Genomic DNA, 18,743 nt, shown 5'->3' on the forward strand with positions numbered 1-18,743 from the left:
CTACTTTTTCAAAGGAAGTGTAATCGTGAATATAGATCCTTTACCTTCGGTACTATTTACAGTCAGATCGCCATGATGTCTATTGATGATCTTCGATGAGATAAATAACCCCAAACCTAATCCTGCAAAAGTATTTTGCATAAAACCATCTGCGCGAAAGAATTGATCGAAAACATTCTGTTGATTCTCACTGGATATACCAATTCCAAAATCATGAACCAATAGCTTGACCTGATTATTCTCTAATATTGTTTCTACCAATACCTCATCCGAATGCGGTGAATACTTAATGGCATTAGACAGTAAATTGGTAATCACTTGCCCTATGCGATTACGATCACCTAATATTTCTACGGATTGATCTAAAGTGACTTTGATCTGGTGTTTTCGGGATGTTTGCTGCATTTCCTCGGTCACCTCAGAGACCAGGTCATTAAAATCGAAAAGATCAATGTTATAATCGAGCTGTCCGGCTGTCACTTTAGTAGCATCCAGCAGATCACCAATTAGCGCAGTCAGTTTATTAATCTGATTATCCATCTTCGCCAAGAAACTTTCGGCTTCTTTATTGCCTTCCTTTTGAAACCGACGATGTAGGGCTTGCGTGTAGCCTTTGATACTCGTTACTGGAGTCTTAAGTTCGTGCGAGGCCATACTGATAAAATCATTCTTTTGTCTTTCCAACTTCACCTTCTCTGCGATTTGCTTTTGGAGTTCTTCCGAAAATACTTTTTGTTGCAAAAGATCGTTCTTTCGTTCGGTAATATCGTCCATAGCTAGCAAAATTAATTGTTCACCATTTGCTTTCTTTACAAGATGTATATTGAATTTGACGACCCGTTCACCTAAGGTTGGAAATACAAAACTAATCTCCTTTGCAATGATCTGTTCCTCATTTTGCTGAATGCGGGTAAATTCTTTGGCAAGTCCTGGAATGTTCCATCCTCCATTCTGGAGCTGGTAAAAGCTCTTACCAACAGCCTGTTCCTGACTAATTCTAAATGTTTTACAAAATGCATTATTCACACTCTGAATCATCAGATCACTGTTCATCATGATCAGTGGTTCATGCAGTACAGCAATCGTAGCTTCTGCCAATTTACGGCTAATGTTCAGCTCTTCATTACTTTCAAATAGTTCTTGATTTACCGTAAGCAACTCCTCATTGGTACTTTGCAGTTCTTCTTTACTAGTTTCCAGTTCTTCATTAAGGCTCTGCAACTCTTCACTTCCGCTCAAAAGCTCTTCATTTGAGCTTTGCAATTCTTCTTTTGAAATCTCCTGTGCTTCGGTGATATTACGCATATCTTCGCGAATTTGCGCAAGCTCTCTTTCTAACTGTAAAACCCTTTCCTGCTCTGCTGTTTTTACAGATTTGGAAGACAGTTTGCGACGTACAGGCAACGTCGGCTCTTCTTTGAAAAGAACGAGATAATAGGGATCAAACGTATTCAACAAAGGGATAACATCGATGCCGACTAATATTTCTCCCCCATTGATGGATACACCCGACTTAGAAAATACTTCGCTAGATGATTTTGCACGATGAAGAGCATTTCGCAATTCAAAGGAAAGTCCATCTTTAGCCATTTTCATGAGATTAAAAGTTGCCTTACCCGAAGGTGGTTCCAAAAATCTACTCGTGACCCCTCGAAACTGTACAATATCAAACTGATCGTTTACAATTACACCTGGCGGAGTATGCTTGGCTAACACAATCTCGTCTGCACTTTTTTGATAATCTTCTGTTTTTACTTCTTTACTACGAAGCGTCATATTTTCTTCCTCAACGGCCGTTTGCTTACCTCCACTCATGATAGTGATGTACCTGCCGACTCCAGGTTTTCGTGTATAAAATTTGCTTTTGCGCTGCAATGGATTAAAAAATTCGGATGCCGATCCCGCAGTCTCCGAATTACCGAGCCACAAAATCCCTTTATCGCGCAAGGCATAATGAAAAATTGCAATCGTCTTTTTTTGCAAGAACGGTTTAAAATAGATCATCACATTACGACAGGAGATCAAATCCATTTTGGCAAAAGGTGGGTCTTTTAAAAAGTTGTGCACCGCAAACACACACATATCTCGAATCGTCTTTGAAACGACGTAATGATCCTTATTTTTTTCAAAATATTTGGCTAGTCGCGCGACGCTTACTACTTCTAATTCTTTCTTATGGTAAATCCCACTCCGAGCGATCTTGATAGATTTATCAGAGATATCTGTTGCAAAAATATGGATACGCTGCTGATGCAACTGTTCACCAAAGAATTCATGTAAAGCGATAGCGATAGAATACGGTTCTTGCCCGGTAGAACATCCGGCGACCCAGATCCTAATTGGTTCTCCATTGTTCTTCCCTTCCTGTATCAGAGGAACGATTTTCTTGATTAATAACTCAAAGCAATACGGATCTCTGAAAAATGCCGTAACAGATATGAGTAAATCATAAAACAATAAATCTTGCTCAAGATGATGGTCTGTGATGTACGTAAGGTAAGCCGAGATATCAGCGATCTTGAGCATCAACATCCTCCGGACGATGCGTCTGCGTACCGTGGTTTGCTTGTACAAGCTAAAATCAGCTTCCTTGCGTTGATACATCAACGCCATTATCTTTCGATAAGTAGATTCTTCATCGACAGATTCAGATATAGGCTCGCTGGCTGACCAGCCTTGTCGTAACATCGCAAAATAATCGGTCAGTTTTTTACCAATTTCTTCTGGAGGCAGTACAAAATCTATAATATTTGCATCAATCGCGTGCCCGGGCATCGCCGTAAAACCAGCAGAATTATCTTGCGCTATGGTCAACCCACCTTGTTCCCGAATTGCTCTCATTCCAGCGGTGCCGTCTATGCCCATACCTGAGAGTATGACAGCTGCAGAACTGGCTTCATAAGCAGACGCCATCGAGGCAAACAAAGCATCAACCGCTTTATTTGATTTTTCTTTGGTGGGTCTAGGGTTCAGTTTGAGCAAACCATTGGCCACTGTCACGATTTTTCCAGGAGGTATTACATAGATATGATCGCGCTCGATGTGTAAATGCTCCGTGATAGATACCACAGGAATGTTGGTTATCTTTTGCAGTAAGTCGGGCAATAGGCTGTTTTTCTCCGGATAAAGATGCTGAACCACAATAAAAGCCATACCAGAATAGGCTGGTATATTCGACAACATAGTTTTGATTGCTTCCAATCCGCCGGCAGATGCACCTACCCCAATAACAGGGACCTGTTCATTGGTTTCGGACTTTGTTTTATTATATTTTAATCCCATAGATCGCGGCCTTACTATGACAGGCTTAGCGATAGCAAGATAAGCATTCTGAGAGCACAAATCGTGCTAATTTTACGTATAATGAATAAAACATCTTCAGAATTGAAGATTATTTTAAAATAGACCAACAACCGTAAGCAAAGTGCTTGAAGATTAATAGGATCGCGAAAAACTTAGGCAAAGCGCTATTATTCCCAAATTTTAAAAGCAGAAATATCAACTTCGACAGCATGTGTAAAACAATCTTGTTTTAAGCTTAAAAAAATGCTTTTGACTAATTTGCGAATATATTTTAGTAGATCTTACTAGCCCTTAGAATTGATTATCCTTGACAAATGTCGAGCATATGTTACAGAATGACATCAACTATAAGTGCTATATAAAATAATATATTCTCACAAATACTCCCAGTAAGCAAAACTTAACTTAATAAAAAAAAGCGTGCAACCATATCCTCTTAAACATGATTAGATGGATTACATTCTACTATTTACCTCCAATTGGAAATACAATCTTAAAAAGACATTCTTTTAAGAGAACAAGCACAAGAATGAAATATCCCCACGACAATGCACCATTCTTATAGAGAATAAATAGCGAATAATTAAGAAAAACATAATATTAAAAAGAAATAATTTACCTTTATCGTTACAATATCACTGGTAAAAGTACCGTAACACTTGCATATGTGGCGCTTATGCCACAAAAGAAAATAACTTAATATCTCGCATATGTCAATTAAACTATCTTTACCTCGGGATTTACAGTTTAAGCTAACTCTTAATTAACATCCTTATAAAAATCATTTACTGTTAATAAATTTCTAAAAAATGAAAAAACCTACTAGAAAACATGTAACCTTCTTAAAGTTCTATTCATGTCCAGAAATTAATGTAGAGCTAATCAGCTTGGAACATAGTGTGGCGGCCGGATCTGCCACGGTAACTCCACTAAATAATCAGTCGCAAGTAAGGCAAGAGTGGGAAACCGCACCAGACGTCGTTGGAAACCAAGCTTGGTAGAACTCAATTCTACACTTAGACAGATTATAGCATTCAGTTTATGTACATGCAAAATCATGCTGTTATCTTACAAAGATAACAAGCAGCTTGTATGGTAATATAGTAGAACAATATATAGTCTTTAGCACGAAGCTATGCAACCTATTTGTGAAAAATATTGCATTTTACATAGTTGTGTCTAGCCCATACTTATTGGGATAAATCTCCAATTCGAATGGACTATATGGAGCTATTTTTACCTTATTTAAAAATTATGTGCTGCAAATAAATCGCCTTACAGTCATTATTTCGCTAAGTTATCAATCACTTTGCACAGAAGTATTGATTACGTTTCGTACCTTACAATAGGTCACGATAAGTTAATCCAGCAGCACAATTATGACTGCATATGAAATAACCAAGAACTTAGCGAAATCAACATTTTATGGAGCCGACAGTTTTATTTAAAGAAAGCACAAAGCCTTACAAAGTAATTATCCTTCCGTTTATTATATCCTATCTTTTCCTTTTTTATGGCGTTTTACGACAGTTGATATACGATATACCATTAGGCACTAAACCTATTTCTGATGGTCATTTGATCATTTTCACCATCTGCTGTGGCATCTTCATTGCATTATTGGGCAGCATACGCGCAGAACTGAAAGTGACGAACGAAGGTTTTTTCTTGAAGACCGTACCATTTATCTCAGCTGATCTTACCAGATGGAGCAGTGTAGATAAAATGGAAGTAGCAAATTACAATCATATTAAAGAAAGTTTGGGCTTAGGTTTTCGCGGCATCAGTACGCAAATGGCTTATTTAGGCGGCGGCCAGCCGGGCATAAAATTATATTTCCATAATGGAGACAAGATACTTTTAGCAGCTCGAAACCAAGAAAAATTATTACATGTACTTTCCGATCTGGCCTTAATCACGGCCGATAAAAAGTAGTTTTCTGATACGAAGTCACGTTAATTAGCACCATCATTTGCAATTGATTGCTCAAACGTAAACACCTACAGACTCTAATTGATGGCTATCAGAGTGAATTCTTGGTTGCAATTTTCGTAACAGTAGTGTGAGGTGCGGAGGTACTATGCAAATTTTTGCTAGTTTTACTATTCGATGACGGTCATACAGTTGACTTCTAACCGAAGCTACCGATAATGAGTACACTACTTCTTGAAAAACAATCTCAAAAACCACATTATCTGATCTTAGATGGTTTGCGCGGCGTCGCAGCCATTATTGTAGTCTTGTTTCATCTGGCTGAGGCGATCGCCAGTGGGCCTATGGATATTTTGGTCAATCACGGATATCTTGCTGTTGATTTCTTTTTTCTGTTATCTGGATTTGTAATTGGCTATGCTTACGATGATCGTTGGCACAAAATGAGCTTTAGCAATTTTATGTTTCGCCGTATCGAAAGGCTTCAGCCAATGGTTGTACTCGGTATGACATTAGGAGCCATCAGCTTTTACTACACTGATTCTACCATATGGCCATTGATTCACGAAGTGCCGATTTGGAAAATGCTGTTGGTGCTTGTCATTGGTTATACCATCTTACCAGTTCCACTTTCTTTAGATATACGCGGATGGCAGGAAATGCATCCTTTGAACAGCGTAGGTTGGTCCTTGTTTTTCGAATACATTGCCAATATCTTATACGCGCTCGGCATTCGCAAGCTATCTAATAAAGCGTTGGGCGTTTTTGTGATGATTGCAGCTATCGCATTGGCTCATTTAGCAATTAGTCGAGGAGACGTTGTCGGCGGCTGGACGCTAGATGTGGAACACATGTACATCGGCTTCACGCGCGTTGTGTATCCTTTTTTTGCGGGTTTATTGCTTTCTAGAATCACCAATCCTATACGGATCAAACATGCATTACTTTGGTGTAGTTTGTTGATCACAATCTTATTATTCATGCCCCGTATTGGCGGCACCGACCATCTTTGGATGAATGGTCTATACGAATCGCTGTGTATTATTATCTTATTTCCGCTGATAGTATATCTTGGAGCGAGCGGAATGATCCATTCGCAATTGGAGCAGCAGGTTTGCAAGTTTTTAGGAGATATCTCCTATCCACTTTACCTCGTCCATTTCCCTATTCTGTATGTATATATTGCTTGGCTAAGCGATAATGAAGGCCTCACTCTCTATAATGTATGGCCTATTTCACTACTAATTCTTATCGGAAGCATCATACTGTCTTATGCCGCATTGAAATGGTATGACGAACCAGTGCGGAAATGGTTAAGAAAGAAATTTGCTGTAGCAAAGTAGTCGCTGGTATACACGAGCTGCATTTAAGCTATTTCTTTCTCTTTCTAAGGTTGTACGAATAAGGAACCTACCTATAAAAAACAAAATTTCAACAAATACATCGCTATACAATGTATTATTTATAACTTTGTATTATGGATAAAGATTTTGTCTCGAAATGGTCATCTCAATTGAAGAAGGGCACATTGTCGTTCATCATTCTAAAAATATTAGATCATGGCAAGGATTACTATGGCTACGATCTGATTAATGAACTAAAAAATAAGACCACCATTCAGATCGCTGAAGGCACTTTATATCCATTAATGAATAGATTAAAGTCTGAAAACTTAGTGATATCCAAATGGGTAGAACAATCGTCGGGTATTCCACGGAAGTATTACAGCATTACGCCGGAAGGACAAAAAGTAGTGGCGGATATGTCTATTTATTGGACTAACCTCAACCAAATTATTCACACCATATAAGACCATATGAGCTTTACAGAAATATCATTTACAGACCCCAATGCTGCCAGAATCTATCGGGATTACATGAATAGGGTGCAGCGTACTACTCGGAAATTGGATCGCCTCACAAAGCAAGAAATAATCATGGAAATAAATAGCCATATCTATGAGTCATTTCAAGGAGAATCAACCTATGTGGCTCGCGAGACCGAAAAACTGCTAGATGTATTAGAGCAGCTGGGGCAGCCGGAGTTATTTTTGAAACCACTGATCGCCGAGAAAGCGATGGATCAGGCCACACGCACTTTCAACCCAATCAAAGTGATCCGCGCGCTGCTACTCAACTTGTCTAACGGTATTTCCTACGTGCTGTTTGCGATTTGTTATTTGTTCCTATTCAGCTTTGTATTGGTTATTATTTTGAAAATTATTGTTCCTGATCAAGTTGGGATCTACTACGATTACAAGAACTTTTTTGCTATCGGTATGGTGGATAGTAAATATCAAGACAATAGAATAGCTGATGAGTATTTCATGCCCATCATGCTACTACTATCTGCAGTGATGTACTTCCTGATCACATTCTTATTAAAGATCAAACGCTCGCTCAACAGAAATCGGGCAGCCTCATTTTAGTTAAGATTAAAATGGATTATTTCCGCTTATTCCACCAGACTAAGAAACCGGTGATCGGCAAACTGGCGCAGATAAAACTGATTAGAAATGCCAGCACTTTGCCTGGCAACCCGCCTACCGATCCGACATGAATATCATAATTGAGCATCGTGAGGCGATCGGCAAATTTGGATTCACTGTATTTGCTTCCCTCCTGTTTTAAAGGTTGCAAAGTATAACGATCGTAGAAAAAAGCGCTTTGATTGTAGAATGAACCAACATCATGATATACCAAGATTTCGTACGAATCATCATCGTCTGCCAAATGCGGTGTCATATACATACCTCCAAATTGATCCACCTGTTTCATCGTCTCGTACCAAGCACTATCTAAAGGAGAAATAGTCGCTGTCCAATCTCGGTCTTTGTTCGCCAGATCAGAATGTGGATGATGATGGGCTGGCTTATGTTCGCCACCAGATGCAATGTAATACACCGCTTGATCAAACCACGTAAAACTATACACCAATCCGGTAACGGCTAATGCCAAAGCAAGCAATAAACTGTAAAAACCTAAGACATTGTGCAGATCGTAATTGACGCGCTTGAACCGCGCCTTCCATTTGATCTTAAAACTTTGATCGCGAGCAGATCGGCTCCAGCGTTTGGGCCACCACATGACCAGACCGGTAATAAGTAGTACGATGAAAACCAATGTGGCCACTCCTACGATCGGCCGACCGATCTCATATGGAAGCCATAGTGCACGATGTCCATCGATGATAAATCGAAAAAAATCAAATTCGTTACCACCTACCGTTTGTTGTTTTTTCAAAAATTCGCCGGTGTAAGGATTCAGAAAAACGACGAAAAAAGTTCGTTTGCCTTTTTCATTTCCAAAATACCCGACCGCTGCTGCACCCCTTTCGTCACTGTAGGTTAATCCACTAGCTTGCTGACCAGGCATATACTTAGCGGCGGTATCCAACAATACACTTGGCCGCACTAAACCTTCTGGCAGCACTTCCACAAAGCGCCAAGGTTCTAAAGCATCTTTTATCTCGCGTTGAAAAGCGTAAAAACAACCCGTAATACTCACGATGAATACAATGATGCCTGATGCTAGTCCCAACCATAAGTGCAACCAGTCGTTGATTCTTCTGGGAAGTGTTCTTCCTGTTTTTTTTCTCTTATCTCTCATATTTATAGAAATTCCGATGTTTCTTTAAGCCAGAAACATCGGAATCCTTTACGTATTGGTGTTGTATTATTTGACTTGTCCCAACCCGCCTACGAAAGAAGCTTCTACTTTAGCGCCCTTACGTGTTGTTGCAGTATTAAGATCGACCTCATAAATATTCAACACATCATTCACAGATGCCGCAGCGTACGCTTTTCCATTACGGTGAAAAGCTGCGAAACTCCGACCGCCATTTCCACTAAAGGTTGGAGAACCTGCTACCGCGGTAATCGTTTTTTCTTTCAAATCTACGATTGCAAATTTCAAGTTATCATCTGCCCATTGGCTAGCTTGCGTGCCTGTACTCACGGTAGCAAACAATTTATTGTTGCCAATATAGATCGCGTGCACGATGCGTCCGCCATTAGCAACATCCATCGTTTTAAACAAGTAGCTTTGATCGAAGGCCGCTGCGCCGGCAGCAATCTTCAATACGGCAGGATCTTTAGTACGTTGGTTATATCCATATCCGCTATGCGAAATGGTATATACATCGCCAGATTCTGTCGCAAAAACACCTGAACGTGTACCAAATGCACCAGCAGGACCTGTACGCTCATCGCTAATCACATTTTGTAATACAAAATCTGGATAGCTATACACGGCTACATAGGTGCGATCTACAACTCTTGTATTCCAACCTGTAGCATCGAAAGGTACGATAGTTTGGAAAGCTTTGTTCCCACTAACTGCTAATCCAGTGTGTAACATCCACTCATCTCCAATAGGAAAAGCGGTATTGTTAATCGCTACTTTTTTGGTGCTAGTGATCGCATTGGTAGCCACATTGACTGTAATGAAAGAAAGATCAGTACCTTCAGATGGAGCAGATGGCAAGGTTACGGCAATCATCGTGTTACCTTTTCCGTCAGGATCCATCGTATCTACTGGACGTGAACTGAGGTTAAGGCCTGTTCTTACATTAAACGAATTTCCTTGTACATAATACGTATTCACGTCGGTTAGCCCTAATCCACCTACCGCTTGAAAATAGTTTCCAATATTCGCATAATCACGATATCCTTCTTGCAAAATACCGTTATTGATCAGCGATATCGTGCTATTGGCATTCATCAAATCGTTGGTGTACGCTACATAATTGGTCGTGCCTTCTGGGGTAGTTACTCCTAATCCCAATGTATATACGTTACCATCAAGTGGTATAGAAGTAGGTCCATTATCGTCTTTGCTACAGGATGCCAATCCTAAAGCGACAGCGAAACACAAGCTGTTTCGTACGATTTGAGTTAGTTTTAATGTATTCATTTTAATTTGTTTTTATATAGTTGCAGTTTATTATTTAGTAATGAAGTAGCGTAGTTTTAGGAAGAAGGAACGACCAGGCTTTTGTAGCAAATAATTATCAAATAATTCACTATTCAAGAGGTTGCGGCATTCAGCTGCAATCACGTACTTCCCTTGTCCGAAAGCCATATCGGCGGTGATATCGTGTGAGACTTGACGCGGAATGATATCGGTATTATTCAGACCAAGTTGATTCGGAGTTAAGTAATAACGCTCCACGAAATTGATGTTGTAATTGACATTCAACACCTCACGATCATTGCCCAGCGGTTCGAATCGTGCACCCAAATTAGCATTCCCAAAGAAATAAGGCATATTGGGTATGCGATAGCCAAAGTTGAGGTTTGGCGTACGAGTTACTCCAGTTAGATTTTCGCTAACCAAAAATTCGGTACGATCCGTAATATTTTGATACGTCGCATTGATCGTCGCAAAAAGACGGTTGTTCCAACTATAGCGAATCTCTGCCTCACCACCTACTGTGCGTACATTACCTACATTGATAAACTGACGATCTACCGGCTGCGATTGCTGCTGATCTTGGCGAATATAGTCTTTGGCATTTCTGAAAATAAAATTACCTTCCAAATTCAAACGGTGCGCACCTTCACTCAGCACCGTGTATAAGGCACCGACATTTACGTTGTCGCTACGCTCTGGTCGGAGATTGGAATTGCGTCGTACAAATAAGCCGTCGCCCAGCAATTCGATCGCTTCTGGCAAGCGATATGTCCGTTCATAGGATGTCTTGGCCTGCAAACCATCGCGAAAGAAATAGGTAATAGCAGTCCCATATCCTCCATTCGTACGGCTTATGTTTGTTGGAGCATATTCTGGAACATTATTTCTGGATACATTTTCAAATGATTTAGCATCAAGCAAGAATAATTTACCAAATGCAGTGGCGGTAAAGCGCTCATACGTCGTTTGCCAAGCCAAACCAAGATTCTGTTTCCGCAACTCTTGCGGCATCAAGAATGTAGGATTGTTAGGATTTTCTACATCACTCGATTGTCGGCGAAAATCCGTAAGCAAATAATTGAGCGATAAAGATTGATGTTGATCTAATTGATAGGCTAAGTTCGCCGTGATCAACAATTCCTCGTCCCGGTTTTTCAGTTGACTTCTAAAGACCTCTGCTGCCGTAGTCGGCACGGTTTCCTGCAGCCAATTGTAGCGCAATCGCGTAGTATCGATAAAATTATTCGTGGTTATGTTATAAGCACTAAACAAGGTCAGATCCAAGTTGTCTACAAACAGATCACTTTTCTTGTATTTTAAGGTCGGTATGATCGAATTACTATTGGAGGTCCGTCCACCAAAAACCTGTTGCATAGTCACACCGGTCTGGATATCGCGATCGTTTTCGGAAAGAATAGCACCAAACAACAAATGATCGGCATAAGAACGACCGGTTACTCCAACATCGAGTTGAGCACCAATAGATTGATAACTATCATGAAATCGACGTACCGTCTGCTCTTCCATCAATTGCTCAGTCGTGAGATCGACTGGACGAACACGCACGCGGTAGTTATTGTCCGAATAATTATAAAAAGCATTAGCGCGTACTGTAAAACCGTTCGCAGCATTTGTATATGCACCATTGACACTGGCTTTATGCGTATTGAAAGAACCGAAACCATACGATACATCGAGGTAATTGGCATTTTTACGCGTCACAATATTCACTGCGCCACCTAAAGCATCTGCACCCAAACTCACAGGCAATACGCCTTTATAAATTTCAATACGCTCGGCCATCGTGGTGGGAAGGTTATTCAGCATGAGCGACGAACCAAAATTATCCATCGGTAAGCCATCCATAAAGAATTTCACTTGCCTTCCCGTAAAACCATTTAAAGAGAAGTTGAACGCTGAACCTAGGCCACCATCTTCTCGAATACGAACACCCGTTGTTCGATTGAGTGCCTGATTAATATCTAAAGAAGAATTATACAACATCTTGGCATCAATCACATTGATGTTATACGCTTGTTCTTTCAGTTTCTTGAGCGTAACATTGCCATCTACACGTACCTCATCTACATTTTTACGTTTTAGCGTATCAGAAGTAACGGTATCCTGTCTATGTTGTGCGTGCACAGAATTTATCGACGCAAGCAACACTAATGCGCTAAGCTTCCAAATATGCGCTGGAAAAAACAAACTGCGCTGGTAAGTAAATCTTATATCGAACACTATTTAGAATTAGAATAAATTACGTGCAATGATACGACGAAAATCGCAAAACATCAAGCATAATTCTGCTCAAACCAATTGTGAGCAGAGCAACTCATTCTAATTCAAGATAAAATTTATATAAAATACTAACTGATAGGCAATTTTACCTACCGCAACAAGCTAGTGCTAATGACTAAAGTTGAAGTACAAAATGCTTGATATTCTTACGATTGTATGTGTACGACACATGGATCATGCCATCAGCAGTTTGCATCATGGTTGGATAGCTAAACTCCCCTTTTTCCTCATCTTCAAAGGTAAAAATATCTTGCCAATCCTGACCATCTTCAGAGCATGCTAATCGCAGTTTCGTCCGGCCTTCCCACCAATCTTTGCCTGGAATATCTGGATTGTACACGATATAGAGCAAATCTTTCACACGGATCACATCCGTACCGGAGTTGGGATTTACGAGATTGGTGCGCTGCATGGTCGACCAACTGCGTCCTTGATCTTTAGAAGTTGCCGTCGTGACTACACCTTCTTTACTACGACAAAACACTTGCAATTTTCCATCTTCGTACTCGACCACACTGGGTTGAATGGTATTGAGATCAGATGGGTGATCTATCGGGTATAACTTCCATGTCTTTTGCTGATCAGTACTAATTTCCACATGTGAAAGCCAGCGCTCTTCACTAAGCTCCACGCTTGATGGTGAAATAATCGATCCATCTTTCAATTGTAAAGGCCGATTTTTGATGGGTCCAAGAATTCCTTCTGCAAGTTGCCGCGGCGCAGTCCACGTCTTTCCTCCATCGTCCGATGTTTTGACCATACCCCACCACTCACGCGGATTAGGCCCTACTTTATAATATAAATAAATTTTTTGTTCGTTTTTTGCACGAAAGAGCACTGGATTCCAACAAGGATATTGCAGGGTATCATTCACCTTGCCATCTGCCCAAATGGCAGGATCTTGCCACTCACCACTTACTTGGCGTGTACCATAGATCACCACATCGGTATTCCCTTCATGACTACCGCCAAACCAGCTCGAAAGCAGGATACCATCTTTGGTTTCTTCTAATGTGGAAGCATGACATTGGTCGAAAAATAGCTTTTCTCCGAAAAGGAATTCATCTTTTAATTTCAATACATTTGGCGCACCAGAGTCCTTATTGAACGATTGGGCAAATGAAGGCAGCATCATAAAGAAAAATGAAATGATATTAAGTAGCAGAAATCTCATGGGTAATAGATATTTTAAGACTGTGTTGTATCGACTAATTGATAGCTTCTCCTTTCGAGCTATACGAAAGGAGAAGCTACAAAGTAAGCAATATGTCTAATAAATTATATTATAAAAAACACATTTCTTGTTAGTAATTGAGGTTCATCAGGTATACATGAGCTATCAGTATCTACTCACCTGTTTCTGTAAATTCAGAATTATTTCCCGCTAGCAAAGCATCCAAATAGTCAATCACTTGAGGCGACGAAGGTCTTATTCCATCGTTATCTACAATCATCCCAGCACCATTCAGGATCACGGTATGTGGAATAGCGGATATTTGAAAGAAATCGCTAAATCTATCGTCTGCATCTTCTAATAAGAGCCAATCCATCTTTTGATCGGCAATAATCTCTTTGCGCGCTGCTTGCTTATCATTGCTTGAAGCTACACTGATGAAGATGATATCTTTGTTGTTTTGATAATGTTCTTTCAACTTCTTGAGGTATGGAATCTCGCCTCGACAAGGGCCACACCAACTGGCCCAAGCTTCTAGAAAAATCACTTTACCTTTTATCTCTTTGAGATTCACTGGTTCGCCAGTACACTCATTCCGCAAGATAATGTCGGCCGTCAGGATTTTGCCCGGAGCAATTTCGCCAATGCAGCTGGCCTTCGCAGAAGATGCTTGCTCAAGATCTTGCCGATACAGCTCGTTATCGATGAGTCTGGTGGCTTCATTGAGCTGTTGAAGCGCTGCAAATGTACGGGCGCCAAGGACCTTTTTTCTAAGATTTTGATACAATATTTCATCCCGAACCTTGTCTGAAAATACTTCGTTCATGATATGGATATCCGCGAGCGGCTGTCCATGGTATCGCTCAACAACAGATGTTGGGTATGAAAATAAATCCTCAGACGCTAAGAAATTTATTTCACTTAACCAGAGTCGAAAACTTAGCGAAGCTAAATAGTGAGTATTATCGACTTGATTCCAAAAATCAGAAAAACCCAATTTAGGTAAGGATTGCATGATCTGCGACGTACTAACCCCGTTATTAAAAGCATAGTTAACTACAAATTGCTTTAGATTATGGTAATACATATCAGTAATAAACAATGATCTCCAATCTTTGATATATAGCAAATCGGGATCAGTTTTATCTAAACTATCCAACGTATGCTCCACATTCTTTACAGCTTGATTGAGCTCTTCGATATATTCATCAAGTGGCATTTTAATGTCATGCCCAGCATAATAATTGAGCAGCTTTTTATAAAAAACATTATTAATTTCTTGCCCCTCTCCCGATATGCGCATTTCTTTCCTATCGATCCAACGCGTAGCTGTATCTACTTTGGCTTCTAAAAACAGTTGATATTGCGGAGCCATACATATAGTAATAGACTCACTTCGTTGTTGCAAACTGTCTTCATACAAGGTTAAATCGATCTGAGTAGGCGCTTCAATCCACTTGGAGAGATCGACCTCAAAAGTACCTTGCGATGAAACAGGAATAGCAATAGGATCTATTTGAAAAGGTGGTTTCACCGTGATCTTCATTCTTGAATGATCCCCTAAATGCTGAATATGGCCTGCCAATGTGGTCGGATTTTGCGCAGAAAGCGACAATTGCCATGAGCAGAAAAAAAGTAAAAAGAGGTACTTCATTAGGTTTCCGTCGATTAGTAGAATAACCTAAAGATAGATAGAAAAATCATTACTGTGATACTCATATTCACACATGTAAGAAAAAACATGAATACAGATATAGTAAAACGTTTTAGTCACAATATTTTAAAATCTTATTAACAATTTCGAAACAACAGAATACGAAATTTGCAGCACACTATCAAACGCAAAAAAAATGTATTCAAAACCATCCAGATTACTCTGGTTGTTACTCTCTCTCAGCGCCACTTCACTCTCCACAGAGGCACACGTATTGACGAACAGCCACCAATTTCACCGTATAGACAATCAGCAACAACTTCGGGGGAAAGTCGTTGATTCTCAAGGCAACCCAATTGCCGGTGCTACAGTTGTAAATAATCGTACGGAGCAGCAGATCCAAACCAGTAATGATGGTACTTTTTCGCTTGCAGGACGTGCAGGAGATCAACTATCTGTCCGCTTTATCGGGTACAACAATGCTGAGCAACGCGTAGCCACAGCAACCGATATCCTCTTCACGATGCAGCCGCAGTCGCAAGCTATCGAAGAAGTCATGGTATCGATTGGTTATCAGAAAGTGCGCAAATCTGACTTGACGGGAGCAATCGCGAGCGTGAAAGCAGAAGAAATGAACTTAACTGCGCCTAAACTATCTCAAGCTTTAGTGGGTAAGATTGCGGGTGTGCAAGTGATGCAAACTTCTGGAGCGCCCTACGATGGCACGAAAATCCGCGTTCGCGGTATTGGATCGGTGAATGCTGGGTCGGATCCACTCTATGTGATCGATGGTTATCCTGCCGGGAATAACTTAAACATCAACCCCAATGATATTGAAACGATTGATGTGCTCAAAGATGCCGCATCTGCTGCGATCTACGGTTCACGTGCTGCCGGCGGGGTCGTACTGATCACCACCAAACGCGGTAAAGAAGGTAAAAGCAATGTCGATTACGAAGTATTGGGTGGCTTTGGACAACTTTCTAAAAAGATAGATTTACTCAATGCCGAGCAGTTTATCGACTTACTGATCGACGGCCGAAATAATGCTTACAAAGATTTAGTATTGAATCGCGGGCTGAATTGGACAGATGCCATGCGCATGGATCCCAATGCGACCCGTGTAGGCCGCGTCGGCAATGCCGGTTCGGTCTCTATTCCAGAAGAATATTACGACTTCGCAACCGGGACCGCGAAACAATCGCAATATGATACCGATTGGCAGGATGCCTTATATAGAAACGCGCCGTTTCAGCGTCACAACTTGTCGGCCTACGGCGGCAATGACAAAACGCGTTACATGATGAGCGGATCTTATCAGGATCAGCAAGGTATCATGTTGGGCACAGATCAGCAAACATTCAACTTCCGTACGAATGTGGACGCGAAAGTAAGCGACCGACTTACGGTCGGTGCTAATGTTTCCTTCACTTACAATGACAATAACGAAGTCACTACAGGTCGTTACGATCAAAGTCCGTCGATGGCAGCCTTGATCTACTTGCCTACCCTACCGGTTTACAATCCAGATGGCTCTTACGCACAGTATTTGATGGGTGATCTTTCTGCCAACAATTTCGGTATCCAAAACCCAGAAAACCCCTTGGCTTATGTTACCCAAATCAAAAATAATCGCCGTGGCAAACGCGGTTTATATAATGCTTTTGCCGACTTTGAGATTATCACCGGACTGAATCTTAAAGTGAATGGTGGTATCTCTACCTACGACGAGAAATACGATTATTACAAACCGACTAGCCTTTCGGATGGCAACAATCCACCGTTTTCCAATCAAGCAAAAACAGCTGCTTTTGCCGATGCACGCACCTTGGGCGAAATCGACAAATTGGTAGAAACAACCTTAAACTATACGAAGACATTCAACGAAAAACACCAGTTAAATGCTTTGTTAGGTTACTCTGCACAACGCACAGATATTGATTTTATCTCCCTACGAGCCAATGGTTTCCAAAACGATAAAATCGGTGAGATTACCGATAAAGGAGCCGATCCGTCCAATTTCCAATTGCGTGATGCTTATAAGAGAGTAACCACCTTGCAATCTTACTTTAGCCGAGTGATGTACAATTATGATGCGAAATACATGTTGGCTGCATCGTTCCGTACAGATGGTTCGTCTCGCTTCGGCCCGAATACTAAATGGGGTACGTTCCCTTCGGTATCCGCAGGATGGACTTTATCCAATGAAGACTTTTACGATGCTTGGTTGGGCTACGGATCAACCGTAAAACTAAGAGCAAGCTGGGGTCTTAGCGGTAACAACAATATTGGAGATTATCGTGCCATCACCACTTATAATGCGCCAAGTGGTGTCATTATCGGCGGCAATGTAGCAACTGGTTACTTTCCCGGAGATTTGAAAGATCCTAATCTAGGTTGGGAAACCACTTCACAGTACAATGCAGGTGCAGATTTTGGTTTATTCAATGGTCGTGTCAACTTGATGACCAATTTTTACCTTAGTCGTTCTTACAATTTATTGTTCAACCAGCCAATTACAGCGATTACTGGAGCTACATCGATCTTGACCAACTTACCAAATAGTAAGGTGGAAAATAAAGGTTTTGATGTACAATTAGACGCAACGTTAATTCGTCGTGGTGATTTTGAGTTGGGTTTTAGCGGTAATATTAATGTAAACCGCAACAAAGTGCTTGATTTAGGTGGTGCATCTACTATCATGACCAATGGGGCGGAGCGCTCGTACATTACGCACATTACGCAAGAAGGAAGCCCAATCGGTATGTTCTACGGATTTAAGGTTTTAGGTATCGCTACCGAAGAAAATTACCGTGATCTAGCACAATCTGCCGGATCTACGAATCCATTACAACCGGGAGATTTATACTTTGAAGACGTAGATGATAATGGCGTGGTTAATGATTTGGACAAACGCATTATCGGCAACCCACATCCAAATTTCACGTATGGTTTCGCACTCAATGCGAGCTACAAGCGCTTTGATATTCGTGCTTCATTCAACGGTTCGCAAGGCAACAAAGTGCTCGACGGATATGATTATTACCTATATAACATGGAAGGATCCGGCAACCAGTATGCCGATGTAGCACAGCGTTATAGATCGGCACAAGATCCGGGCAATGGATCGGTATACCGAGCTTCTCGTGCGGGAACGCAAAGTAACAGCACACGCTTATCCGATTTCTACCTGCAAGATGGTTCATTCTTACGCATGACCAACATTATGTTGGGCTATAACATTCCGCAGAACTTGGCTAGTAAGCTGAAAATCGGCGGTATGCGTGTGTTTGCCAGTGTCGAAAACCCATTTACCATCAGCAAATACAAAGGATATAATCCCGAACCAGATTACAACCAACGTGGCAACTTGACACCGGGTGTCGATTATGGCTTGTACCCATTGGTGAGAGGATACAACTTAGGTCTTAAAGTAACCTTCTAATACGAATTTCTTCAATAAACA

At 40.8% G+C, this 18,743-nt stretch carries 12 protein-coding genes; 6 read left to right on the plus strand and 6 right to left on the minus strand.

Features of this window, described 5'->3' with window-relative positions; all coding sequences use genetic code 11:
* Window positions 1–3,282, minus strand: coding sequence for a CheR family methyltransferase (locus tag AC3IRT_RS12900; RefSeq protein ID WP_489393622.1), 3,282 nt, complete (start codon window positions 3,280–3,282; stop codon window positions 1–3).
* An 830-nt stretch (window positions 3,283–4,112) separates the two neighbouring features.
* On the opposite strand from AC3IRT_RS12900, the gene AC3IRT_RS12905 reads away from it, so the two are divergent.
* The 5 genes from AC3IRT_RS12905 (at window position 4,113) to AC3IRT_RS12925 (ending at window position 7,663) form a co-directional block, all read left to right on the plus strand.
* A complete protein-coding gene (locus AC3IRT_RS12905) occupies window positions 4,113–4,304 on the plus strand; it encodes a hypothetical protein (RefSeq protein ID WP_489393623.1) in 192 nt (63 codons plus the stop codon).
* Between the two features lie 424 nt (window positions 4,305–4,728).
* Window positions 4,729–5,238 (plus strand): hypothetical protein, encoded by a 510-nt coding sequence (locus AC3IRT_RS12910; protein WP_489393624.1) that lies wholly within the window; start codon window positions 4,729–4,731, stop codon window positions 5,236–5,238.
* 215 nt (window positions 5,239–5,453) lie between these two features.
* Window positions 5,454–6,578 (plus strand): acyltransferase family protein, encoded by a 1,125-nt coding sequence (locus AC3IRT_RS12915; RefSeq protein ID WP_489393625.1) that lies wholly within the window; start codon window positions 5,454–5,456, stop codon window positions 6,576–6,578.
* 134 nt (window positions 6,579–6,712) lie between these two features.
* Window positions 6,713–7,045, plus strand: a complete 333-nt coding sequence (locus tag AC3IRT_RS12920; RefSeq protein ID WP_489393626.1) for a PadR family transcriptional regulator — start codon at window positions 6,713–6,715, stop codon at window positions 7,043–7,045.
* A gap of 6 nt (window positions 7,046–7,051) precedes the next feature.
* Window positions 7,052–7,663, plus strand: a complete 612-nt coding sequence (locus AC3IRT_RS12925; protein ID WP_489393627.1) for a DUF1700 domain-containing protein — start codon at window positions 7,052–7,054, stop codon at window positions 7,661–7,663.
* A 16-nt stretch (window positions 7,664–7,679) separates the two neighbouring features.
* Here the strand turns inward: AC3IRT_RS12925 and AC3IRT_RS12930 are convergent, their stop codons facing one another.
* The 5 genes from AC3IRT_RS12930 to AC3IRT_RS12950 form a co-directional block, all read right to left on the minus strand.
* Entirely contained in the window at window positions 7,680–8,843 is a 1,164-nt protein-coding gene (locus AC3IRT_RS12930; RefSeq protein WP_489393628.1) for a PepSY-associated TM helix domain-containing protein, read from the minus strand.
* Window positions 8,844–8,909: 66 nt separating this feature from the next.
* Window positions 8,910–10,148, minus strand: coding sequence for a DUF4374 domain-containing protein (locus tag AC3IRT_RS12935; RefSeq protein WP_489393629.1), 1,239 nt, complete (start codon window positions 10,146–10,148; stop codon window positions 8,910–8,912).
* Window positions 10,149–10,178: 30 nt separating this feature from the next.
* Window positions 10,179–12,293, minus strand: coding sequence for a TonB-dependent receptor plug domain-containing protein (locus tag AC3IRT_RS12940; protein ID WP_489393630.1), 2,115 nt, complete (start codon window positions 12,291–12,293; stop codon window positions 10,179–10,181).
* Between the two features lie 271 nt (window positions 12,294–12,564).
* Window positions 12,565–13,623: a sialidase family protein gene (locus AC3IRT_RS12945; protein ID WP_489393631.1), complete on the minus strand. Its 1,059-nt coding sequence runs from the start codon at window positions 13,621–13,623 to the stop codon at window positions 12,565–12,567.
* A 172-nt stretch (window positions 13,624–13,795) separates the two neighbouring features.
* Window positions 13,796–15,277: a TlpA family protein disulfide reductase gene (locus AC3IRT_RS12950; protein ID WP_489393632.1), complete on the minus strand. Its 1,482-nt coding sequence runs from the start codon at window positions 15,275–15,277 to the stop codon at window positions 13,796–13,798.
* A gap of 196 nt (window positions 15,278–15,473) precedes the next feature.
* On the opposite strand from AC3IRT_RS12950, the gene AC3IRT_RS12955 reads away from it, so the two are divergent.
* Window positions 15,474–18,722 carry a SusC/RagA family TonB-linked outer membrane protein gene (locus AC3IRT_RS12955; RefSeq protein ID WP_489393633.1) on the plus strand — a complete coding sequence of 1,083 codons (3,249 nt, stop codon included), beginning with the start codon at window positions 15,474–15,476 and terminating at the stop codon, window positions 18,720–18,722.
* Window positions 18,723–18,743 lie beyond the last annotated feature (21 nt).

The sequence above is a fragment of the Sphingobacterium sp. KH_072 genome, from assembly GCF_057837975.1.

Bases quoted from the DNA above. Each gene is read 5' to 3' on its own strand.
- AC3IRT_RS12900 (WP_489393622.1), bottom strand. From the start codon at position 3,282: ATGGGATTAAAATATAATAAAACAAAGTCCGAAACCAATGAACAGGTC.
- AC3IRT_RS12905 (WP_489393623.1), top strand. From the start codon at position 4,113: ATGAAAAAACCTACTAGAAAACATGTAACCTTCTTAAAGTTCTATTCA.
- AC3IRT_RS12910 (WP_489393624.1), top strand. From the start codon at position 4,729: ATGGAGCCGACAGTTTTATTTAAAGAAAGCACAAAGCCTTACAAAGTA.
- AC3IRT_RS12915 (WP_489393625.1), top strand. From the start codon at position 5,454: ATGAGTACACTACTTCTTGAAAAACAATCTCAAAAACCACATTATCTG.
- AC3IRT_RS12920 (WP_489393626.1), top strand. From the start codon at position 6,713: ATGGATAAAGATTTTGTCTCGAAATGGTCATCTCAATTGAAGAAGGGC.
- AC3IRT_RS12925 (WP_489393627.1), top strand. From the start codon at position 7,052: ATGAGCTTTACAGAAATATCATTTACAGACCCCAATGCTGCCAGAATC.
- AC3IRT_RS12930 (WP_489393628.1), bottom strand. From the start codon at position 8,843: ATGAGAGATAAGAGAAAAAAAACAGGAAGAACACTTCCCAGAAGAATC.
- AC3IRT_RS12935 (WP_489393629.1), bottom strand. From the start codon at position 10,148: ATGAATACATTAAAACTAACTCAAATCGTACGAAACAGCTTGTGTTTC.
- AC3IRT_RS12945 (WP_489393631.1), bottom strand. From the start codon at position 13,623: ATGAGATTTCTGCTACTTAATATCATTTCATTTTTCTTTATGATGCTG.
- AC3IRT_RS12950 (WP_489393632.1), bottom strand. From the start codon at position 15,277: ATGAAGTACCTCTTTTTACTTTTTTTCTGCTCATGGCAATTGTCGCTT.
- AC3IRT_RS12955 (WP_489393633.1), top strand. From the start codon at position 15,474: ATGTATTCAAAACCATCCAGATTACTCTGGTTGTTACTCTCTCTCAGC.